The following is a 21,543-nucleotide window of genomic DNA, read 5'->3' as shown; positions in this document are numbered from 1 at the left end:
GGGATCTCAGGAGCCGAAGGCACCCTTCAGGCGCTGGCCGGCATAGGCCTGTGCCTCCTTGGCCTTGGCCACGACGGCGGCGGTGCCGAAGAATTCGTGCGTCACGCCCTCGTACTCACGCCGCTCGACCGGCACATTGGCGTTCCTGAGGGCGTCCTCGAGCTTGGCGCCGTCGCTGCGCAGCGGATCGATGCGTGCATTGATGATGGTGACCGGTGCCAAGCCCTGCAGCTTGGCGTCGATCAGCTGGATGCGGGGATCCTTGAGGTCGGCCGGCGTGCGCGTCACCTTGTCGACGAACCACTTCACCATCGCGCGGTTGAGCGGCTTGGCGATGGCGTTCTCGATGTACGACTCGGTGTTCAGGCTGTTCTGCGCCACCGGATAGACCGACAGCACATGGACCGGTGCCTGCAGGCCCGCGTCGCGTGCCGCGATGGCCGTGGCCACCGCCAGGTTGCCACCCGCGCTTTCGCCGGCCAGGGCGATGCGCTTGGGGTCGCCCTTGTGCTGACCGGCGTTCTCGATGGCCCACTTGTACGACGCCAGGGCATCGTCCCAGGCCGCCGGGAACTTGGCTTCCGGGGCACGCCGGTAGTCGACGGAGATCACGACCGCATTGGCTTCCTTGGCGATGCCGCGCGCGCCACCGTCATAGACCTGCTTGTCGGCGATGACCCAGCCGCCGCCGTGGAAGTACACCACGACCGGAAACGGGCCCGGACCATCGGGCGTGTAGATGCGTGCCGGCAGCTTGCCGACGGCACCCTGGATGGTGGTGTCCATGCTGGTCACGCCGGGGACCAGATCCTCCGGCTTGGTGCTCTTGCCCTGCTGCTTGAGCACGACGTTGACGGCATCGGCGATGGTGGGCTGCGCACGCGCCGCCGGCACGCCGAGCTTCTCGATCGCCTTGGGGTTCAGGCTGGCGTGCGCTTCGAGCACGGTCATCATGTCGGCATCGGCACGCAGCTTGCCCAGTGCCTTGGAAATGGCGTTGGTGACCGGGTTCGGCTTGCCCGCGCTGGGGTCGGCCGCCTGCGTCTGGGCCTGGGCCGAGAGTGCGAGGACGGAGACCGCTGCCGCGATGGTCAGGGCACGCATCGAGTGCATGTGTTTGCTGGACGGGAAGTTGACTGGCATGGGAGAGGTCCTTCGTTGCTTGAAAAAATTGGCTTGAACGATGGATACGTGGCCATATCGAGGCCGGATGCTCAGCCGATGCCAACTCGGAGCGTCAGTCGACTCCGACGCCTCGCGCCTGGTTCGGCAGCGCGTCGCGCCATGCCGCGGACGGGGTTTCAGGCGTGGTCGCGCGGAGGGCGGCGCGTGGCGCGCAGGGGCTCGAGCAGGGCGGACAGCCCGTTGTGATCGATCTCGTGCATGAGTCGCAACAGTCGTCCGATCTCTCCTTTGGGAAAACCCGTGCGGGCGAACCAGGCCAGGTAGGTCGCCGGCAGGTCGGCGATCAGGGTGCCCTGGTATTTGCCGAACGGCATCTCCAGTGTGACCAGACGTTGCAGGTCTTCGGATGTCACCGTCTGAGCTTGTGGGAACGAATGCCGAACTTCGTTCGCGCGCAGGGTCGTCGCGTCACTGGAATGCCACTTCGGCGAAGCTGCGCAGCTTGCGGCTGTGCAGCCGGCTGGAGCCCTCGGCGCGCAGGATCTCGATGGCGCGCATGCCGATGCGCAGATGCTGCTCCACACGCTCGCGATAGAAATGGTTGGCCATCCCGGGCAGCTTGATCTCACCATGCAGGGGCTTGTCGGAGACGCAGAGCAGCGTGCCATAGGGCACCCGGAAGCGGAAGCCGTTGGCCGCGATGGTGGCGCTCTCCATGTCCAGCGCCACGGCACGGCTCTGGCTGAAACGACGCTGGGGCTCGTTCTGCGGCAGCAGCTCCCAGTTGCGGTTGTCGGTGCTCGCCACCGTGCCGGTGCGCATGATGGTCTTGAGTTCGGGACCATCGAGCAGGGTGACGTCGGCCACCGCCTTCTCCAGCGCCAGCTGGATCTCGGCCAGGGCCGGGATGGGCACCCACAACGGCAGTTCCTCGTCGAGCACGTGGTCCTCGCGCACGTAGGCATGGGCCAGCACGTAGTCGCCGAGCTGCTGGCTGTTGCGCAGGCCGGCGCAGTGGCCCAGCATCATCCAGGCATGCGGGCGCAGCACCGCGATGTGGTCGGTGATGGTCTTGGCGTTCGAGGGGCCAACGCCGATGTTGACCATCGTGATGCCGCTGCGGTCGGCACGCACCAGATGGTAGGCGGGCATCTGCGGCAGGCGCGCCGGGGCGACACCGCCTTCGGGTCCGTCGTAACCGACCCGGTAGCTCGTCACGTTGCCCGGTTCGATGAAGGCGACATAGGGGCTGTCGGGATCGGCCATCGCTTCGCGTCCGAGCGCGATGAATTCGTCGATGTAGAACTGGTAGTTGGTGAACAGCACGAAGTTCTGGAACCACTCCGGCGCCGTGCCCGTGTAGTGGCGCAGACGGTGCAGGGAGTAGTCCACGCGCGCGGCGGTGAAGAGCGCGAGCGGTTCGGCCTCGCCCGGCCGGGGCACATGGGTGCCGTTGGCGATGCCGTCGTCCATGGCCGCCAGGTCGGGCAGATCGAAGACGTCGCGCATCAGGGCGCGTCGGTCGGCGCTCATGGTGCCTTCGATGTGGTCGTTCTCGGCGAAGGAGAAGTGGATCGGGATCGGCTGGCTGGCGGTGCCCACCTCGAGCTCGACGCCGTGGTTCTCCAGCAGCAGGCGGAATTGTTCGAGGTAGTAGCGATCGAACAGGTCGGGCCGCGTGAGCGTGGTCTCGTAGCGGCCGGGCCCGGCCACGAAGCCATAGCTCAGGCCGGTGGTGGTGGAGGCCGTCGGACGCGAGAGCGAGACGGTGTGCGTGTGCACGCGCACGAAGGGATAGCAGGCCCGCACGCGTCCCGGCAGGGTCTCGCCGGCGACGAAGCGCAGCATCGACTCGCGCAGGTGGGCGAGGCCCTCCTGGTAGATCTTCTTGACGTGTTCCAGCGCCGCGGCGGCGTCGTTGAAGCGGGCGGGAGCGACGAAAGGCGGCATGTAGGGCATGCGGCCATTGTGCCAAGGCGTCGTGACGGCACGCCCGCAGCCGACGCGCGCCGGCGTGTTTTCAGGCGGACAGGGATTCGCGCATCGTCACGAATTCCTCGGCCACGGTCGGATGCACGCCGATCGTGGTGTCGAACTGCGCCTTGGTCGCACCCGCGCGCATCGCCACCGCGAAGCCCTGCACCACCTCGCCGGCGTCCGGCCCCACCATGTGAAGTCCGACCACGCGATCGCTCGACGTGTGCACCAGCAGCTTCATGAACGTGCGTTCCTCGCGCCCGGACAGCGTGTGGCGCAGCGTCTTGAACTCGCTGGCGAAGACCGTCACGTCGTCGTCGAACTTCTTGCGCGCGGCGGCCTCCGTGAGGCCGCAGGTGCCGAGGTTGGGGTGCGTGAAGACGGCCGTCGGGATGTAGTCGTAGTCGACCTTGCGCTGGCCGTCCCCGAACAGCGTGTCGACCAGCGCCATGGCCTCGGCCAACGCCACCGGCGTGAGCTGCACGTGCGTGGAGACGTCGCCCAGCGCATGGATCGACGGCACCGAGCTGCGATAGTTCCGGTCGACCACCACGGCCCCGTGCTCGTCGAGCTCGACGCCGGCTGCTTCCAGTCCCAGTCCCTGCGTGCAGGGACGGCGTCCGGTCGCATAGAGCACCGTGTCGGCCTCGATGCGCGCGCCGCTCTCGAGGACGACCTCGAACGGCGCGGCGTCGCCCTTTCCGGAGGACGAAGCGACCACCGATGCCACCCGTGCGTTGAGGCGGATGTCGACGCCCGCTTTGCCCATCTCGCGCGCCAGGAACTCGCGCGCGTTCTCGTCGAAGCTGCTGAGGATGTGGGCCTGACGCTGCAGCAGCGTCACCTTGGCACCAAGTCCGTTGAAGATGGAGGCGAACTCGCAGGCGATGTAGCCACCACCCACCACCACCAGGCGCTTCGGGAACGCGGGCAGGTCGAACATGTCGTCCGACACCGCGACCAGATCGCGGCCCGGCAGGTCGGGCACGAACGGCATGCCGCCCGTGGCCACCAGCACGTGTCGCGCGGTGTATCGCTGCTCGCCGATGGTGACGGTGTGGGCATCGGCCACCTGGGCCCAGCCGCGCAGCAGCGTGACGCCGGTGGCGTCGAGAAGACCCTTGTAGACGCCGTTGAGGCGATGGATCTCGTGGGCACGGCGGGACTTCAGGCGTTCCCAGTCGAAACTCGGCGCCGCCGCCATGTCCCAGCCATAGCCCCGCGCCTCCTCGAAGGACTCGGCATAACCCGCCGCGTAGCTGTAGAGCTTCTTGGGGATGCAGCCGACGTTGACGCAGGTGCCGCCGAGTTCAGCCGCTTCGGCGAGGGCGACGCGCACGCCGCGCTGGGCGGCCATGCGGGCGGCGCGCACGCCGCCGCTGCCGCCGCCGATGACGAAGAGGTCGAAGTCGAATGTGGACATGGCGCCTGGCAAAGAAAGAGCGGCTCGCTCGGGGCCATGGATGGTAGTCGGCCGGCTTCGACCCCGGACCCGGACCGGCTTATGCCAGGCGGGGATGCGCCATGAAGAAGCGCAGCATCTCGGCACTGGCATCGACGCCGCGCGGATCGGTATAGCTGCCGCTCGTGCTGCCGCCCGACCAGGCATGGCCGGCGCCGCGCAGCAGCCAGGATTCGACCGCGACCCGGCCGTCGGCATCGACGTGATCGGTGCGGGCGAACGACTGGCCCTGGGTCGAGCGGCCCTCGACCGCCTTGGGCGTCACCGCCGCGCGACCATCGAGCGCGGCCTTCACCACGCCGGCCGCGTTGCCCGGATGCACCGTGGCATCGGCATCGCCATGGAACACGATCACCGGCGCCCGGCGCGCATCCCGGGCACGCACGGCGACGGATGCACCCGTGGGGGCGCCACGCATCGCCGCCAGGGCCGACACCAGGTCGGTGGCCGAGCCCGCGGGCAGGCCCGAATGCACACCGACCGCGGCGAAGACGTCCGGATAGACCTGGCCGAGGATGTCGGCCATGGCGCCGCCGGCCGACAGACCCGCGACATAGACGCGCGACGGATCGACGTGTTCGGACGCGACGATCGATTGCGTGAGCGCCGCCAGCAGGGCCGGTTCGCCGCGACCACGCTGCTGGTGCTGGGTCTTGAACCAGTTCCAGCATTTCTGCGAGTTGGCATGTTGCGTCTGCGCCGGATACACGACCACCACGCCGGCCTGGCGGGCGAGTTCGTTCATCCGCGTTCCGGCAGCGAAATCGTCGGGATTCTGGGTGCAACCGTGGAGCATGAGCACCAGGGGGCGAGCCGTGGTCGCGACATCGGCGGCGCGTGGCGGCACGTAGAGCTTGTAGGCGAGGGTGCGGCCCTGATGGGTGAAGCTGCCCGTGGTCCAGCGTTCGGCCTGGGCGCCATCGGCAGGCCTGCGGTCGGCCACGGGTTCGCTCGGCGTGGCCGTGGGTGTGGCGGTCTCCTCGTCGATCACGCGCACGCAACCGTCGAGCACGACCGAAGAAGCCGGCGACGTCGGCGTGAATGCGCCCGGCACGAAAGCACCATGACCGGCCGCGCTGGTCGCTCGCTGCATGAAGGACTCGAACTGCGCCATCGGATCGAAGGCATCCGTGGCGGCCGATGGTCCGGCGCCGTCCGGACGCTCGAGGTGGGCGGCGCGAAGCGCACGCTGGATCGCCTCGGTCGCGGCTTGCAGCTGGCCATCCTGGGTCATCCGGGAGGCGTCGGTCATCAAGCGTTGCAGGAGGGAGTTCATGGGGATCTTTCGGTGAGGCTGAAGTGAATGGGAAGGTCGTGACGATGAAAAGGAAATCGGGGACAACGAGGGCGGGAGAGGAAACGGAAGGGATGGAAAGCAGCAGCCAGACGCGGTCGCCGCCTGGCCGCCGGAGGCCTAGCGGATGCGGGACGCCAGGGCCGCCTTCACCGCCGTGCTGGCGTGCAGGGCACCCAGGACGGTGATCGAGCCGATCGTCTCGAGCGCCAGTTCGACGCTCACGTCGGCAGCGATGGTGGCCAGTCCCAGCACGCGGATCTCAAGTCGGTCACCGGCACGGCGTACGGCTTCGAGGTCGGAGGCGGTGAAGTGCTGCAGGCCGAGCACCAGCATCTTGCGAGCCACGGCCTGCTTCACCACGTCGCCGTGCACGGCCAGTTGGTTGCGTATCGCGGTGCGGATGAAATCGGTCCGGTTCGAATAGAAGCTCTCGGTCACCAGCAGGTCGATCTGACCCAGGTCGACGTAGCCGAGGTTGATGGTGATCTTCTCGGCGTCCGACGGCTTGATGCGTGCCAGGGGGGTAGCGGTTTTCGTTTCCATGTCCGCATCTTATTACCATCCATGTGGATGGTCAATGGATGGTTGTTGGATGTTTTTTCTGCCTTCAACCAAAGGAGGACGCCTGACGCCAGAATTCGTCAGGACTTCACAAGGAATCACTCATGTCGGAACCCGCATCCACTTTTCCTCCACCCGCCGCATCGAAAGCCGATGGACCATCCCCCGGGCCGTCGGGCTATGCCGGAGATGTCTCTCCCCAGGAGGCCTTCCGTTGGGTCCAGGATGGCGAAGCGGTATTGGTCGACGTCCGCACGGATGCCGAGCGGGAATGGGTCGGCCGTGTGCCCGGTGCCGTGGCGGTGGCCTGGAAGCAATGGCCCGGAATGGCGGTCAACCCGGATTTCGACGCGCAGTTGAAGGCGTCTGTCCGCGAAGGGAAGCGTGTGGTGCTGCTATGCCGCAGCGGCGTTCGTTCAATCGCCGCGGCCCGGCGGGCGACTGAACTGGGCATCGAGGCCTATAACATCCTCGAAGGATTCGAAGGCAACCCCGATTCGGAAGGCCACCGCAACAGGATCGGTGGGTGGCGCTTCCATGGTCTTCCCTGGATGCAGGGATGAGCCGAAAAAAATCGGACTCCGGAAGGATCCGCCAGCTGGCCGACCCCATCCGAAGCCCGATGGAGGATCAGAGCGCCGGAATGCGCAGCTTCTGACCTGGATAGATCTTGTCCGGGCTCTTGAGCATGGGCTTGTTGGCCTCGAAGATCGCGTTGTACTTGTTGGCGTCGCCGTAATACTTCTTCGAAATCGCCGACAGGGTGTCACCGCTCACGACGTCGTGGTACTGGGCGGCGGCCGCAGCGGGTGCCTGCAGGTTGTTGTCGACGCTCGTCACGTTGGCGACGTTGCCGGCAGCCAGACTGGCTTTTTCGCTGGCTTCCTGCGACGGGGCGTTGCCCGACAGGGTGACGACTCCGGTCGTGGCCACATAGCCAACTTGCAGATTGGTCAGGCCCAGGTTCTGGGTCTCGATGTAGGTCTTGATGGCATTGGCCGCGGCCGTGTTGGCTGCGTTCGGGTCGACCGCAGCGCCGGGTGCCGCTTCGGCGGCATGCGCGGAGGATCCGCCGAACAGCTTTTCGCCCGCTTCCTTGATGAAACTCAGCAATCCCATGGGTTCACTCCTTCGATATGGTTGATGTGGTGGACCGAAGGACCGAGGACTCGGCCCTAGTCGGTACCAACTTGTACGGTCGACGCCTGCATGCCAGCGTAGGTTGTGGGCGCGTATGCCTGTGTGGGGGCTGAGACGAAATATGCGAGATGCGTCACGCTGTTTGTCGGAATAGACCGAAAGTATCGGTAACGTCGCAATAATCCCATGATGACTTTCCTGGCCATCGACATCGGCAATACCCGCCTCAAATGGGCGCTTTACGACCTGCCGGCGCCGGAGGCCGAGGTGCTCGCGCATGGCGCGGAATTCCTTGATCACATCGAGCGGCTGGCCGAGGGCCCATGGGCCGGACTGAGCAGGTTCCCACCACCGACCTCGATGCTCGGCTGCGCGGTCGCAGGCGATGCGGTGCGCCGTCGCGCCGAGGAGCAGATCGAGGAGTGCTTCGACTGCACGCCGCGTTGGGTGGTGCCGAGCGCGTCGGAAGCAGGGCTCGTCAATGGCTATGACCATCCGACGCGTCTGGGGGCGGATCGCTGGGTGGCGATGATCGGCGCGCGCCATCGCATGCTGTCCCAGGGACCGGCGCGGCCGATGGTGGTGGTGATGATCGGCACCGCCGTCACGGTGGAGGCCATCGATGGCGAAGGTCGATTCCTGGGCGGGCTGATCCTGCCGGGTCACGGCATCATGCTGCGCGCGTTGGAGTCGGGCACCGCCGGCCTGCATGTGCCGACGGGCGAGGTCTGCGATTTCCCCACCAACACCAGCGACGCCCTCACCAGCGGTGGCACCTACGCCATTGCCGGCGCGGTCGAGCGCATGCGCCAGCATGTCATGCGTCACTGCGGCGCCGAGCCGGCCTGCTACATGACCGGCGGCGCGGGCTGGAAGATGGCGCCGTCGATGGTCAGCCCCTTCGAACTGGTCGATGGCCTCATCATGGACGGGTTGCTGGTGATCGCCGCGGCGCGCTCGGGCGCCGTGCTGGGCTGAGCCCGCGTTCTCAGGACAGGTCGAGGCCCCCCGGCTTCAGGAATTCCTCGGCCAGTCTGACCCAGCAGGTCGCGCCGAGCGGGATCAGATCGTCGTTGAAGTCGTAGCTCGCGTTGTGCAGCGTGCAAGGCCCGCCGCCATGCAACGGCTCGCGATGGGCACCATCGCCATTGCCGATGAAGGCATAGGCCCCCGGCTTGGCCAGCAGCATGAAGGAGAAATCCTCTGCCGTCATGGCGGCTTCCTGCTGCAGCACGTTTTCCTCGCCCACGATGCCGGCCATGACGCGGCGTGCGAAGTTCGCCTCGGCAGCGGTATTGATGGTCGGCGGGTAGTTCCGCACGAACCGGAAATCGCACTCGGCGCCATGGGCGGCCGCCACGTGCTCGGCGATGGTCGCCATGCGCGATTCGATCAGGTCGAGCACTTCGAGCGAGAAGGTGCGCACCGTGCCGCGCAGCTCGCAACGGTCGGGAATGACGTTCACTGCCTCGCCGGCATGGATCATCGTCACCGAGACGACGCCAGCGTCGGTCGGTTTCTTGCTGCGCGTGAGGATCGTCTGGAAGGCCTGCACGATCTCGCAGGCGATCGGCACCGGATCGATGCCGGTATGCGGCAGTGCCGCGTGGCCGCCCTTGCCACGTACCGTCACCTTGAATTCGTTGCTTGATGCCATGGCCGGGCCGGGACTGACGGCGAACTGGCCGGCCTTCATGCCTGGCCAGTTGTGCATGCCGAAGACCGCATCCATCGGAAACTGCTCGAACAGGCCTTCCTTGACCATCTCGCGCGCGCCACCTCCGCCTTCCTCGGCCGGCTGGAAGATCAGGTAGACCGTGCCGTCGAAGTTGCGGTGTCGGGCCAGGTGCTGGGCGGCCGCCAGCAGCATGGCGGTATGACCATCGTGGCCGCAGGCGTGCATCTTGCCCGGATGCGTGCTGGCATGCGCGAAGGTGTTGAGCTCGGTCACCGGCAGGGCGTCCATGTCGGCGCGCAATCCGATGGCGCGTGGGCTGCTGCCGTTCTTCACGATGCCGACCACGCCGGTCTTCCCCAGCCCGCGGTGGACCGGGATGCCCCATTCGGCGAGCCGTGTCGCCACCACATCGGCGGTGCGCACCTCCTGGAAGCAGAGTTCGGGATGGGCATGGAGATCGCGACGGATGGATGCGATGCCCGCGGCCTGGGTGAGGATCGAATCGATGAGTTTCATGCAACACAGTCTAGGCTGGGCGCCGAGGGCATGGAGCTTCCCCGAGAATGCGGCCCCATGCCTGCCATGCCCGAATCTCCTGTTCCCGCTTCAACCCAGGTGCGGTCCCTGAACGCCATGAAGCGCATCGCGCTCGGGCTGCTGGGCGCAGCGGCGCTGCTCTATGGTGTGGCGAGCATCCTGGAGGCGCGTCATCCGGCCTGGGGCTACGCCGCCGCCTTCGCCGAAGCCGCGATGGTGGGTGCCATCGCCGACTGGTTCGCGGTGGTGGCGCTGTTTCGTCATCCGCTGGGACTGCCGATCCCGCATACGGCCATCATTCCGGCCAACAAGGATCGCATCGGCGCCAAGCTCGCCGGTTTCATCGTCGACAACTTCCTGAGCACGCAACAGGTGCTCGCCAAGCTCGCGCAGTTCGATCCAGCAGCGCGGCTGGCGCGCTGGTTGTCCGATCCGGCGCGGACGGCGTTACTGGGCGACCACGCGGTGGCGATGGCGCGCCACGGGCTTGCCGCCTTCGACGATGAACGCGTGCGGGCCTTTCTGGCCCGTAGCGCGACGGCTGGACTGGCGCAGATCGACCTCTCCCGCCTCCTCGGCCAGGGGCTGGATGCGTTGACGGCCGACGGCCGTCATCAGGCCCTGCTCGACGACGTGCTGGCGCAGGTCGCACGGGTGGTCGAGGGCGACGAGGTGCAGGCGCGAATCACCGAGGCCATTGCCCGCGAAGTCAAGACGCTGCGCTATGTCGGACTCGATCAGGTCGCAGCGCGCGCGGCCACGCGGAAGATCGTTGCCGCCGTCGCGCGCACCATCGGCGAACTGGCGGACGAGCCCGGCCATCCGTTGCGCTTGCGCTTCGATGTCTTCGTCACCGATTTCATCGACAGGCTCAAGCATGATCCCGCGTTCCGCGAGCGCGGAGAACGCATCCGTGCCGATCTGCAGGCACATCCCGCGCTTGGCGAATACCTGGGGGGGCTCTGGGGCCAACTGCGTGCCTGGCTCGACGACGATCTCGGACGGGCCGACTCGAGCGTGCGCCAGCGCATCGTCACGATGGCCGGGGCGCTGGGCGAGCGTCTTCAGCAGGACGAGCCGATGCGCCGCTGGATCAACGAGCAGATCACCGAGGCCGCGCCACGCGCCATCGAGCGCTACCGCGAGGACATCAGGCGCTACATCGTCGAGCGCGTGGGGCAATGGAACGCCGACGAGATGACGCTCGAACTGGAACGCAACATCGGACGCGACCTGCAGTTCATCCGCATCAACGGCACGCTGGTGGGCGGCCTGGTAGGGCTGTTGATCCACACCGTGACGCGGTGGGTCGGCCACTAGTGGCATCCGGCACGTCGTCTAGAGCAATGCGTCCGGTGCCAGGGGGCCGAAGATCCTGAGCAGCAGGCGCAATCCGGCGCTCGTGTCGGGTTCGGTCTGCGTATCCGACAGACCGCTGCCTCGGGGGGCGCGCCAGACCAGCCGGTCGTTCTCGCGCTCGACCCGCCAGGCGCCTTCGCTCATCACCGTGCCGATCCGTTCGGTGACGACCTTGGAGAGTTCGGCGCTGCGGATGAGGAGCGCGATCTCGGTGTTCTGCAGTTGGGAGCGCAGATCGAGATTCATGGAGCCGATCACGAACAAGCGGCCGTCGACCACCAGGGCCTTCGAGTGCAGCATGGCACGCGATGCACCGCTGCCGCCGCTGCCGGACGATCCCAGCACACTGCCGAAGCCAGCCTGCCGGCTGCGCATCTCGTGGAGTTCGATGCCCATCGCCAGCAGTTCCTCACGGTGGCGCGCATAGCCCACGTGAGCGATCGGCGCATCGTTCGAGGACAGCGAATTGGTCAGCACACGCACCTGTACACCTCGCGCACGTGCCGCCGCAAAGGCGGCCTTCATGTCCGCGCCAGGCACGAAGTACGGTGAGATGACAAGCAACTCGCGCCGTGCCTGGCTGATGAGCTGCAGCAACCCGTCGACGACCGTGACGCCATCGCCGTCCATGGGCGAATGGTCTCCCAATTCGGGGGCGGGTCCTGTGGCCGCCTGCGACGCGGGCGTCGGAGTGGCCATGGCATCCGTTCGCCCCTGATCAGCCAGGTCGGTGTCGGCAGGGATCTTGGTCGGCTTGTCGGCCAGTACAGCAGCGGGTGCCCAGACGAAGGCGGCGTTGGCCAGGTCCATCGGCTGCTGGTCCCAAGCCGCGGCGAACTGTGCGTCGGTCGGCCCGGCGTCGCTCGGACGTGGTTCGCCATCGGGCAGCTTGGGCGCACCGCCGGAGGGCTCCTGGCCTGCAGGTACTGCAGCCTCGCCGGCGGCCGCCGCGCGGGACGCGTCTTGCCGGCGATCGACATGGGCAGCCACCGTGCGCTCGCGGATCTCGCGCAGTTCCGCCTGCGAGACCAGCGATTGCACGGGATATGCGCGCTCGTTGTTCCAGTAGCTGTCGAAGCTGGCTGACAGGTCGCGAACCACCGGCCCGGCGGCAAGGATGTCCAGATCGATGAAATTGCTGTTCCGTGCGATGCCGAAGTAGGCGTCACCCAGATTGCGGCCACCGGTCACGGCCATTGCGTTATCGGCGATGAACAACTTGTTGTGCATGCGCTGCTGCACCCGGTCGAAGTCGCTGACCGAGTTGAACAGGCGTCCCAGGGCGGAGCCCCGTGCGCCGGCGAGCGGGTTGAACATCCGCATCTCGATGTTGGGTTCGAAAGCCAGCCCCATGACCAAGGCGTTACGGCCGGTGCTGTGGAAATCGTCGAGCAGGATCCGCACTCGCACACCGCGCCGCGCCGCGCCGCGCACTGCCCCCAACAGACGTGCTGAACTGGCATCCGCATGGATCGCGTAGTACTGCAGATCGAGCGTCCGACGTGCCGCATCGACCAGCGCCAGTCTGCTGCCATAGGCACTCTGCGGCGTACCCAGCAGCAGGAAACCGGAGTCGGCACGTGCGCTCGCCGCCTGCCGCCGTTTCTGCATCAGTTCGACCAGGGGGCTATCGGCCGCTGGTGCCAGGGCCGTCGACACGGGTCGGGCGACATCGATGGGGAGTTGTGCGCAGCCGACAAGGGCCAGGACGATCGCCAGCGCTCCCAGTGCATGGAATGCAAGAGAAATCGGTCGGCTGGAAAGAGGGCTTAGTTTCATGAGGAAATCGGGCGAAAGCCGAGCGAGAGGAGAGCACGGGGCGCGAACCGGGTACGCCTGTACGGGCGGTCCTGCCTTGTGTTGGGGGATCGACTCCGCCTGATATCGAATCGAAGGCAACCACAGTCCTGACTGTCGAAGCGAGACAGGTCGGTGGATTGGGATGGATTCCTTCAACTTCCGGATACTGAACGATGCAGCATGGATCGAGCGTGACCGGACGGGATCGGGACCTGATGTGCCAAGGCGGGCGAATCCGCCTCCGGTTCCTGTCTTATCCGCCTGTTCCCAGGACTTCCCAGCGCTCCAGCGCCGCCAGAAGTTCGTCGTCGATTGCCGCGTGGCGTGCAGCGAGTGCTGCGGCGCGGGTTGGATCGGTCGCATAGATGGCGCCGCCACTCGAAGCCAGCGTGTCGGCAATGTTCTTCTGTTCGTCTTCCAGAGCGGCGATGCGCGTCGGCAATGCCTCCAGTTCGCGCTGCTCCTTGTAGCTGGGCTTCTTCTTAACCGGTGTGGAGGATGTCGGACTGCGCGTTGCAGGAGCATCGAGGACGGAGACCGATGCTGTCGCCCTGTTCTCCGTCATCGTGGTCGATGGCGCCGTGCTGGAGCGCTGGCTGGCCAGTTCCTTGGCACGTCGCGACTGCAGCAGCCAGTCCTGCACGCCACCTTCATATTCACGCCAGCGACCATCGCCCTCGAAAGCGATCGTGCTGGTCACGACGTTGTCGAGGAATGTTCGATCGTGACTCACGAGGAATACGGTTCCGTCGTAGTTCTGCAGCAGATCTTCCAGCAGCTCCAGCGTGTCGATGTCGAGGTCGTTGGTGGGCTCGTCGAGCACCAGCACGTTGGCTGGCCTTGCGAACAGACGAGCGAGCAGCAATCGGTTCCTCTCGCCACCACTGAGGGTGCGCACGGGCGAATTGGCGCGGGCGGGCGAGAACAGGAAATCACTCAGATAGCTTTTGACATGCTTTCGCTGCTTGCCAATCTCGATCCACTCGCTGCCAGGGCTGATGAAATCCTCCAGCGTGGCATCGAGATCCAGTATCTCGCGCATCTGGTCGAAGTAAGCCACTTCAAGGTTGGCCCCGCGCCTAATCTTGCCGCTGTCGGGTTCCAGGTCGCCCAGAATCAACTTCAGCAACGTCGTCTTGCCGGCACCGTTGGGACCGATCAGCCCGATCTTGTCGCCGCGCAGGATGGTCGCACTGAAACCTCGCACGATCGTGCGCTCACCGAACGACTTCGATGCTTCGGTCAGTTCGGCAACGATTTTGCCAGTCGCGGTTCCGACGGCAACATCCATGTTGACACTGCCAACGGTGTTGCGCCGGCTCTGACGTTGGTCGCGCAGGGCCTCGAGACGGCCGATTCGGCTCTGACTCCGCGTACGGCGTGCCTCGACGCCTTTGCGTACCCATATCTCCTCCTGCGCGAGCAGCTTGTCGGCCTTGGCATTGATGACTGCTTCCTGGGCCAGCTGCTCCTCTTTCTGAAGCAGGTACTGAGCGAAATTTCCTGCATAGGACCGTAGCTTGCCGCGATCGAGTTCGACGATCCGGGTCGCGACGCGGTCCAGAAAGGCACGATCGTGGGTAATGGTGACGACACTGCCTTTGAAGTCGATCAGCAACTGTTCCAGCCATTCAATGGAATCGAGATCCAGATGGTTGGTGGGCTCGTCAAGAAGTAACACGTCGGGAGCCGCAACCAGCGCCTGAGCCAGGGCTACCCGCTTGCGCGTTCCGCCTGACAAAGCGCCCACTTGCGCTGAACCATCTAGATGAAGCCGCTGCAGCGTTTCTTCCACGCGCTGCTCCCAGTTCCAGGCGTCATAGGCCTCGATCTGAGACTGCAACGCGTCAAGATCCAACCCCGGAGCGCCTGATAGATACAGGTCGCGAACGGCAATGACTGCTCCGAGACCTGCACTCGCTGCAGTAAAGACGTCTGCATCCGGGTCAAGCATCGGCTCTTGTGCGACGTACGCAACGCGTATTCCTTGCTGCAACTGCAGTGTTCCGTCATCGGGCTTTTCCATCCCACCCAAAATCTTCAGCATCGATGACTTGCCTGTGCCATTACGGCCAATCAAGCCAACGCGCTCCGCGGAAAGCAAGGAAAAATCCGCTTGATCGAGAAGCGGGACGTGACCGAACGCGAGCTGCGCGTTAAGAAGTGTGATGAGTGCCATGTGGCACCGATTATGGGAGTGCCTATCAAAGTCATTCCAGCAGCGCCTCAGGCAAACCGCCAACTTCTTTCAATCCTGAACGCTACTGGATGACAGTTGCCATCGAAGATTGCTTGCACGACGCGAACGAATGCGTATACTACGCAGCTCAGCACAAAACGCACCGCGTTCCGGCAGATAAGATTTGCCAATCTGATGCGAGTGTTGAATAACCTTCAAGTTGACAAGAGATTGATTCTCGAGTGATAATTGAAGACTTCGCTGAAGTGATGTGAGCTTGTTTGACAGGCTCAGTTTGCGGAAGCAAAAACAGTTTTCGAGTTGACGGTTTTGAAAAAAGCATGTTAGAATCGAAGGCTTCGCTGAAATGAGATGCTGCCAAGGCGGCGTCAAAAAAAGCGAAAAAAGTTTGACAAACTCAAAAATGTCGTGCTAGAATGCAAGGCTTCGCTGATCACAGTAAAGCAAGACAAAACGGTAAGTTTTGTCAGGTTCGTTAAAAATTTACAGCCGATAAGCGTGGGCGTTTGAAGGCAATTGCCAAGTTCTTCGGAACAAAGTCGCAAGACTTTAAACGCTCATGAAGTAAAAAAGATGTGAAATTCAGAAATGAAGTTCATGTCAATTCCAATTTATGAGTTGCTCGAAAGAGCTAAAAAATCAAGATCGAACTATAGAGTTTGATCCTGGCTCAGATTGAACGCTGGCGGCATGCCTTACACATGCAAGTCGAACGGCAGCACGGGAGCAATCCTGGTGGCGAGTGGCGAACGGGTGAGTAATACATCGGAACGTGCCCAATCGTGGGGGATAACGCAGCGAAAGCTGTGCTAATACCGCATACGATCTACGGATGAAAGCAGGGGACCGCAAGGCCTTGCGCGAATGGAGCGGCCGATGGCAGATTAGGTAGTTGGTGAGGTAAAGGCTCACCAAGCCTTCGATCTGTAGCTGGTCTGAGAGGACGACCAGCCACACTGGGACTGAGACACGGCCCAGACTCCTACGGGAGGCAGCAGTGGGGAATTTTGGACAATGGGCGAAAGCCTGATCCAGCAATGCCGCGTGCAGGATGAAGGCCTTCGGGTTGTAAACTGCTTTTGTACGGAACGAAACGGTTCTTTCTAATAAAGAGAGCTAATGACGGTACCGTAAGAATAAGCACCGGCTAACTACGTGCCAGCAGCCGCGGTAATACGTAGGGTGCAAGCGTTAATCGGAATTACTGGGCGTAAAGCGTGCGCAGGCGGTTATGTAAGACAGTTGTGAAATCCCCGGGCTCAACCTGGGAATTGCATCTGTGACTGCATAGCTAGAGTACGGTAGAGGGGGATGGAATTCCGCGTGTAGCAGTGAAATGCGTAGATATGCGGAGGAACACCGATGGCGAAGGCAATCCCCTGGACCTGTACTGACGCTCATGCACGAAAGCGTGGGGAGCAAACAGGATTAGATACCCTGGTAGTCCACGCCCTAAACGATGTCAACTGGTTGTTGGGTCTTCACTGACTCAGTAACGAAGCTAACGCGTGAAGTTGACCGCCTGGGGAGTACGGCCGCAAGGTTGAAACTCAAAGGAATTGACGGGGACCCGCACAAGCGGTGGATGATGTGGTTTAATTCGATGCAACGCGAAAAACCTTACCCACCTTTGACATGTACGGAATTTACCAGAGATGGTTTAGTGCTCGAAAGAGAACCGTAACACAGGTGCTGCATGGCTGTCGTCAGCTCGTGTCGTGAGATGTTGGGTTAAGTCCCGCAACGAGCGCAACCCTTGTCATTAGTTGCTACATTTAGTTGGGCACTCTAATGAGACTGCCGGTGACAAACCGGAGGAAGGTGGGGATGACGTCAAGTCCTCATGGCCCTTATAGGTGGGGCTACACACGTCATACAATGGCTGGTACAAAGGGTTGCCAACCCGCGAGGGGGAGCTAATCCCATAAAACCAGTCGTAGTCCGGATCGCAGTCTGCAACTCGACTGCGTGAAGTCGGAATCGCTAGTAATCGTGGATCAGAATGTCACGGTGAATACGTTCCCGGGTCTTGTACACACCGCCCGTCACACCATGGGAGCGGGTTCTGCCAGAAGTAGTTAGCCTAACCGCAAGGAGGGCGATTACCACGGCAGGGTTCGTGACTGGGGTGAAGTCGTAACAAGGTAGCCGTATCGGAAGGTGCGGCTGGATCACCTCCTTTCTGGAAACAGCAATTTAATTCGAACGCTCACACTTATCGGTTGTTGGATAACAGTCCCTTTTAACCCGTGGTAAACAATTCCTGCTGGTAAAAAGAGATCGATTCGGGTCTGTAGCTCAGTTGGTTAGAGCACCGTCTTGATAAGGCGGGGGTCGTTGGTTCGAATCCAACCCGACCCACCATTTATCCAGTGCCTAAGTATTTGGGGGTGTAGCTCAGCTGGGAGAGCGGCTGCTTTGCAAGCAGTAGGTAGCGGGTTCGAGTCCTGTCACCTCCACCAATATCTGATATAATTAAGTTCAACAACAAAGTGGCTTTGCTAAAGGCCATTTTGTTGTTGGTCAAGATCCTTTGATCAATCGGCTGTTCTTTAAAAATTCATAGAGTCGAATCAGCGTTGCTGATGGAAACTACACATTCGTAAGGGTTTAGTGTAGACCGTGCCATCAGCAACATAGAATTTTTGATTGCGTCAAATGAACTTCAATTTCGAGTTAATTCGAATTGAATGAAACGGCATAACGCGTCAGGTGAAAGACCTGACATATTCCTTGTGATAATTTTGTTTCGTTGGATCAGTCTGGCGAGAAATCAAAGTTATAGGGTCAAGTGAATAAGAGCACGTGGTGGATGCCTTGGCGATGATAGGCGACGAAGGACGTGATAGCCTGCGATAAGCTTCGGGGAGCTGGCAAATTAGCTTTGATCCGGAGATTTCCGAATGGGGAAACCCACCGAAAGGTATCGCACAATGAATACATAGTTGTGCGAGGCGAACCGGGTGAACTGAAACATCTCAGTAGCTCGAGGAAAAGACATCAACCGAGATTCCGAAAGTAGTGGCGAGCGAAATCGGAAAAGCCTGTTAGTAATAGCACAAGACTTAACGGAACAGTTTGGAAAGACTGGCCATAGTGGGTGATAGCCCCGTACGTGAAAAGACCTGTGTGGTACTAAGCTAACGAAAAGTAGGGCGGGACACGAGAAATCCTGTCTGAATATGGGGGGACCATCCTCCAAGGCTAAATACTCATCATCGACCGATAGTGAACTAGTACCGTGAGGGAAAGGCGAAAAGAACCCCGGGAGGGGAGTGAAATAGATCCTGAAACCGCGTGCTTACAAAAAGTAGGAGCCCTCAAGGGTGACTGCGTACCTTTTGTATAATGGGTCAGCGACTTACATTCAGTGGCAAGGTTAACCGAATAGGGAAGCCGTAGAGAAATCGAGTCCGAATAGGGCGATCAGTCGCTGGGTGTAGACCCGAAACCAAGTGATCTATCCATGGCCAGGATGAAGGTGCCGTAACAGGTACTGGAGGTCCGAACCGACTAGTGTTGCAAAACTAGCGGATGAGCTGTGGATAGGGGTGAAAGGCTAAACAAACTTGGAAATAGCTGGTTCTCTCCGAAAACTATTTAGGTAGTGCCTCAAGTATTACCATCGGGGGTAGAGCACTGTTTTGGCTAGGGGGTCATGGCGACTTACCAAACCAAGGCAAACTCCGAATACCGATGAGTACAGCTTGGGAGACAGAGCACCGGGTGCTAACGTCCGGACTCAAGAGGGAAACAACCCAGACCGCCAGCTAAGGTCCCTAAAATTGGCTAAGTGGGAAACGAAGTGGGAAGGCTAAAACAGTCAGGATGTTGGCTTAGAAGCAGCCATCATTTAAAGAAAGCGTAATAGCTCACTGATCGAGTCGTCCTGCGCGGAAGATGTAACGGGGCTAAGCCAGTTACCGAAGCTGCGGATTTGCAATTTATTGCAAGTGGTAGGAGAGCGTTCTGTAAGCCTGTGAAGGTGCGTTGTAAGGCGTGCTGGAGGTATCAGAAGTGCGAATGCTGACATGAGTAGCGTTAAAGGGGGTGAAAAGCCCCCTCGCCGTAAGCGCAAGGTTTTCTACGCAACGTTCATCGGCGTAGAGTGAGTCGGCCCCTAAGGCGAGGCAGAGATGCGTAGCTGATGGGAAACAGGTCAATATTCCTGTACCGATGTATAGTGCGATGTGGGGACGGATCTTAATAGGTCATCCGGGTGTTGGATATCCCGGTTTAATTGGATGTAGGCGTACGTTAGGCAAATCCGGCGTACATATACCGAGGCCAATGATCGAGCCAGCTTGCTGGTGAAGTGACTGAACGAGGTTCCAGGAAAAGCCACTAAGCTTCAGCTATACACGACCGTACCGCAAACCGACACTGGTGCGCGAGATGAGTATTCTAAGGCGCTTGAGAGAACTCAGGAGAAGGAACTCGGCAAATTGACACCGTAACTTCGGAAGAAGGTGTGCCCTATTAGTGTGTAGTGAACAACGAAGCATGAATGGGTTGCAAAAAATCGGTGGCTGCGACTGTTTATTAAAAACACAGCACTCTGCAAACACGAAAGTGGACGTATAGGGTGTGACGCCTGCCCGGTGCTGGAAGATTAAATGATGGGGTGCAAGCTCTTGATTGAAGTCCCAGTAAACGGCGGCCGTAACTATAACGGTCCTAAGGTAGCGAAATTCCTTGTCGGGTAAGTTCCGACCTGCACGAATGGCGTAACGATGGCCACACTGTCTCCTCCTGAGACTCAGCGAAGTTGAAATGTTTGTGATGATGCAATCTCCCCGCGGAAAGACGGAAAGACCCCATGAACCTTTACTGTAGCTTTGTATTGGACTTTGAACAGATCTGTGTAGGATAGGTGGGAGGCTTTGAAGCAGGGTCGCTAGATCTTGTGGAGCCAACGTTGAAATACCACCCTGGTGTGTTTGAGGTTCTAACCTAGGTCCATTATCTGGATCGGGGACAGTGCATGGTAGGCAGTTTGACTGGGGCGGTCTCCTCCCAAAGTGTAACGGAGGAGTTCGAAGGTACGCTAGTTACGGTCGGACATCGTGACGATAGTGCAATGGCATAAGCGTGCTTAACTGCGAGACTGACAAGTCGAGCAGATGCGAAAGCAGGACATAGTGATCCGGTGGTTCTGTATGGAAGGGCCATCGCTCAACGGATAAAAGGTACTCTGGGGATAACAGGCTGATACCGCCCAAGAGTTCATATCGACGGCGGTGTTTGGCACCTCGATGTCGGCTCATCTCATCCTGGGGCTGTAGCCGGTCCCAAGGGTATGGCTGTTCGCCATTTAAAGAGGTACGTGAGCTGGGTTTAAAACGTCGTGAGACAGTTTGGTCCCTATCTTCCGTGGGCGCTGCAGATTTGAGGAAGCCTGCTCCTAGTACGAGAGGACCGGAGTGGACACACCTCTGGTGTATCGGTTGTCACGCCAGTGGCATTGCCGAGTAGCTAAGTGTGGAAGAGATAACCGCTGAAAGCATCTAAGCGGGAAACTCGTTTCAAGATGAGATCTGCCGGGGCCTTGAGCCCCCTAAAGAGTCGTTCAAGACCAGGACGTTGATAGGTCAGGTGTGGAAGCGCAGTAATGCGTTAAGCTAACTGATACTAATTGCTCGTGAGGCTTGACCCTATAACTTTGATTGATATGATCAAGGTGTTATGCCAAGTTGACGCAGTCATAATAATTCTCCAATACAGCTGATTCCAAACTCTATGAATTCTTTCGCTCGATTCCATAATCGAGCGAATAACCAGTTATGCCTGATGACCATAGCGACGTGGTACCACTCCTTCCCATCCCGAACAGGACAGTGAAACGCGTCAGCGCCGATGATAGTGCGGGTTCCCGTGTGAAAGTAGGTCATCGTCAGGCTCTTACAGCCTAGAAAGCCCAATTACTTCGGTAATTGGGCTTTCTTTATTTGTGTAAGCCATCAATTATGCGAGTGCAACTAGCGCTTGACAAGAGATTGATTCTCGAGTGATAATTGAAGACTTCGCTGAAGTGATGTGAGCTTGTTTGACAGGCTCAGTTTGCGGAAGCAAAAACAGTTTTCGAGTTGACGGTTTTGAAAAAAGCATGTTAGAATCGAAGGCTTCGCTGAAATGAGATGCTGCCAAGGCGGCGTCAAAAAAAGCGAAAAAAGTTTGACAAACTCAAAAATGTCGTGCTAGAATGCAAGGCTTCGCTGATCACAGTAAAGCAAGACAAAACGGTAAGTTTTGTCAGGTTCGTTAAAAATTTACAGCCGATAAGCGTGGGCGTTTGAAGGCAATTGCCAAGTTCTTCGGAACAAAGTCGCAAGACTTTAAACGCTCATGAAGTAAAAAAGATGTGAAATTCAGAAATGAAGTTCATGTCAATTCCAATTTATGAGTTG

The 21,543-nt window shown here is 60.8% G+C and carries 13 protein-coding genes, 2 tRNA genes and 3 rRNA genes; 8 read left to right on the top strand and 10 right to left on the bottom strand.

The window, feature by feature from the left end; translation table 11 throughout:
- Window positions 1-6: 6 nt before the first annotated feature.
- The 6 genes from AC1MLT_RS11080 to AC1MLT_RS11055 all read right to left on the bottom strand — a co-directional run bounded on the left by AC1MLT_RS11080 (window position 7) and on the right by AC1MLT_RS11055 (window position 6,404).
- Window positions 7-1,143 carry an alpha/beta hydrolase gene (locus AC1MLT_RS11080; RefSeq protein ID WP_481032307.1) on the bottom strand — a complete coding sequence of 379 codons (1,137 nt, stop codon included), beginning with the start codon at window positions 1,141-1,143 and terminating at the stop codon, window positions 7-9.
- A 158-nt stretch (window positions 1,144-1,301) separates the two neighbouring features.
- On the bottom strand, window positions 1,302-1,538 hold the full coding sequence (locus AC1MLT_RS11075; RefSeq protein WP_481032306.1) for a DUF3820 family protein: 237 nt from the start codon (window positions 1,536-1,538) through the stop codon (window positions 1,302-1,304).
- 55 nt (window positions 1,539-1,593) lie between these two features.
- Window positions 1,594-3,084, bottom strand: a complete 1,491-nt coding sequence (locus AC1MLT_RS11070) for an AMP nucleosidase (protein ID WP_481032305.1) — start codon at window positions 3,082-3,084, stop codon at window positions 1,594-1,596.
- 61 nt (window positions 3,085-3,145) lie between these two features.
- Window positions 3,146-4,525: a glutathione-disulfide reductase gene (gene gorA / locus AC1MLT_RS11065; protein WP_481032304.1), complete on the bottom strand. Its 1,380-nt coding sequence runs from the start codon at window positions 4,523-4,525 to the stop codon at window positions 3,146-3,148.
- A gap of 79 nt (window positions 4,526-4,604) precedes the next feature.
- Window positions 4,605-5,840 (bottom strand): extracellular catalytic domain type 1 short-chain-length polyhydroxyalkanoate depolymerase, encoded by a 1,236-nt coding sequence (locus AC1MLT_RS11060; protein ID WP_481032303.1) that lies wholly within the window; start codon window positions 5,838-5,840, stop codon window positions 4,605-4,607.
- Between the two features lie 138 nt (window positions 5,841-5,978).
- The gene (locus AC1MLT_RS11055; RefSeq protein WP_481032302.1) at window positions 5,979-6,404 is read right to left on the bottom strand and encodes a CopG family transcriptional regulator; all 426 of its coding nucleotides are present in this window, start codon (window positions 6,402-6,404) and stop codon (window positions 5,979-5,981) included.
- Window positions 6,405-6,526: 122 nt separating this feature from the next.
- On the opposite strand from AC1MLT_RS11055, the gene AC1MLT_RS11050 reads away from it, so the two are divergent.
- Window positions 6,527-6,985 carry a rhodanese-like domain-containing protein gene (locus AC1MLT_RS11050; protein ID WP_481032301.1) on the top strand — a complete coding sequence of 153 codons (459 nt, stop codon included), beginning with the start codon at window positions 6,527-6,529 and terminating at the stop codon, window positions 6,983-6,985.
- Window positions 6,986-7,052: 67 nt separating this feature from the next.
- On the opposite strand, the gene lysM is transcribed toward AC1MLT_RS11050, so the two are convergent.
- On the bottom strand, window positions 7,053-7,541 hold the full coding sequence (lysM, locus tag AC1MLT_RS11045; RefSeq protein ID WP_481032300.1) for a peptidoglycan-binding protein LysM: 489 nt from the start codon (window positions 7,539-7,541) through the stop codon (window positions 7,053-7,055).
- A 210-nt stretch (window positions 7,542-7,751) separates the two neighbouring features.
- Here lysM and AC1MLT_RS11040 point away from each other — a divergent pair, with 210 nt between their 5' ends.
- The gene (locus AC1MLT_RS11040) at window positions 7,752-8,540 is read left to right on the top strand and encodes a type III pantothenate kinase (protein ID WP_481034978.1); all 789 of its coding nucleotides are present in this window, start codon (window positions 7,752-7,754) and stop codon (window positions 8,538-8,540) included.
- 10 nt (window positions 8,541-8,550) lie between these two features.
- Here the strand turns inward: AC1MLT_RS11040 and AC1MLT_RS11035 are convergent, their stop codons facing one another.
- Window positions 8,551-9,756 (bottom strand): M20 aminoacylase family protein, encoded by a 1,206-nt coding sequence (locus AC1MLT_RS11035; RefSeq protein WP_481032299.1) that lies wholly within the window; start codon window positions 9,754-9,756, stop codon window positions 8,551-8,553.
- 117 nt (window positions 9,757-9,873) lie between these two features.
- Between AC1MLT_RS11035 and AC1MLT_RS11030 the strand changes: the two genes are divergently transcribed.
- Entirely contained in the window at window positions 9,874-11,097 is a 1,224-nt protein-coding gene (locus tag AC1MLT_RS11030; protein WP_481032298.1) for a DUF445 domain-containing protein, read from the top strand.
- Window positions 11,098-11,115: 18 nt separating this feature from the next.
- Here the strand turns inward: AC1MLT_RS11030 and AC1MLT_RS11025 are convergent, their stop codons facing one another.
- Window positions 11,116-12,915 carry a phospholipase D family protein gene (locus AC1MLT_RS11025; protein WP_481032297.1) on the bottom strand — a complete coding sequence of 600 codons (1,800 nt, stop codon included), beginning with the start codon at window positions 12,913-12,915 and terminating at the stop codon, window positions 11,116-11,118.
- Between the two features lie 274 nt (window positions 12,916-13,189).
- Window positions 13,190-15,115 carry an ATP-binding cassette domain-containing protein gene (locus tag AC1MLT_RS11020; RefSeq protein WP_481032296.1) on the bottom strand — a complete coding sequence of 642 codons (1,926 nt, stop codon included), beginning with the start codon at window positions 15,113-15,115 and terminating at the stop codon, window positions 13,190-13,192.
- 668 nt (window positions 15,116-15,783) lie between these two features.
- Between AC1MLT_RS11020 and AC1MLT_RS11015 the strand changes: the two genes are divergently transcribed.
- The 5 genes from AC1MLT_RS11015 (at window position 15,784) to rrf (ending at window position 21,035) form a co-directional block, all read left to right on the top strand.
- Window positions 15,784-17,318: ribosomal RNA gene (locus AC1MLT_RS11015) — 16S ribosomal RNA — on the top strand.
- A gap of 105 nt (window positions 17,319-17,423) precedes the next feature.
- Window positions 17,424-17,500, top strand: a tRNA-Ile gene (locus AC1MLT_RS11010).
- A gap of 22 nt (window positions 17,501-17,522) precedes the next feature.
- Window positions 17,523-17,598, top strand: a tRNA-Ala gene (locus AC1MLT_RS11005).
- A 323-nt stretch (window positions 17,599-17,921) separates the two neighbouring features.
- Window positions 17,922-20,792 (top strand): 23S ribosomal RNA (locus AC1MLT_RS11000).
- 130 nt (window positions 20,793-20,922) lie between these two features.
- Window positions 20,923-21,035: ribosomal RNA gene (rrf, locus tag AC1MLT_RS10995) — 5S ribosomal RNA — on the top strand.
- The 16S, 23S and 5S rRNA genes sit together here with 2 tRNA genes alongside, the layout of an rRNA operon.
- Window positions 21,036-21,543 lie beyond the last annotated feature (508 nt).

It is taken from the genome of Variovorax sp. PEI5, assembly GCF_056679935.1.
Note: the sequence above shows the minus strand (reverse complement) of the source record. Positions and strands in the feature narration are given on the sequence as shown.

Excerpts from the sequence above, each read along its gene's own strand:
- AC1MLT_RS11020 (WP_481032296.1), bottom strand. The coding sequence starts at position 15,115 with ATGGCACTCATCACACTTCTTAACGCGCAGCTCGCGTTCGGTCACGTC.
- AC1MLT_RS11035 (WP_481032299.1), bottom strand. The coding sequence starts at position 9,756 with ATGAAACTCATCGATTCGATCCTCACCCAGGCCGCGGGCATCGCATCC.
- AC1MLT_RS11030 (WP_481032298.1), top strand. The coding sequence starts at position 9,874 with ATGAAGCGCATCGCGCTCGGGCTGCTGGGCGCAGCGGCGCTGCTCTAT.
- AC1MLT_RS11055 (WP_481032302.1), bottom strand. The coding sequence starts at position 6,404 with ATGGAAACGAAAACCGCTACCCCCCTGGCACGCATCAAGCCGTCGGAC.
- AC1MLT_RS11025 (WP_481032297.1), bottom strand. The coding sequence starts at position 12,915 with ATGAAACTAAGCCCTCTTTCCAGCCGACCGATTTCTCTTGCATTCCAT.
- AC1MLT_RS11080 (WP_481032307.1), bottom strand. The coding sequence starts at position 1,143 with ATGCCAGTCAACTTCCCGTCCAGCAAACACATGCACTCGATGCGTGCC.
- AC1MLT_RS11060 (WP_481032303.1), bottom strand. The coding sequence starts at position 5,840 with ATGAACTCCCTCCTGCAACGCTTGATGACCGACGCCTCCCGGATGACC.
- AC1MLT_RS11050 (WP_481032301.1), top strand. The coding sequence starts at position 6,527 with ATGTCGGAACCCGCATCCACTTTTCCTCCACCCGCCGCATCGAAAGCC.
- lysM (WP_481032300.1), bottom strand. The coding sequence starts at position 7,541 with ATGGGATTGCTGAGTTTCATCAAGGAAGCGGGCGAAAAGCTGTTCGGC.
- AC1MLT_RS11040 (WP_481034978.1), top strand. The coding sequence starts at position 7,752 with ATGACTTTCCTGGCCATCGACATCGGCAATACCCGCCTCAAATGGGCG.
- AC1MLT_RS11070 (WP_481032305.1), bottom strand. The coding sequence starts at position 3,084 with ATGCCCTACATGCCGCCTTTCGTCGCTCCCGCCCGCTTCAACGACGCC.
- gorA (WP_481032304.1), bottom strand. The coding sequence starts at position 4,525 with ATGTCCACATTCGACTTCGACCTCTTCGTCATCGGCGGCGGCAGCGGC.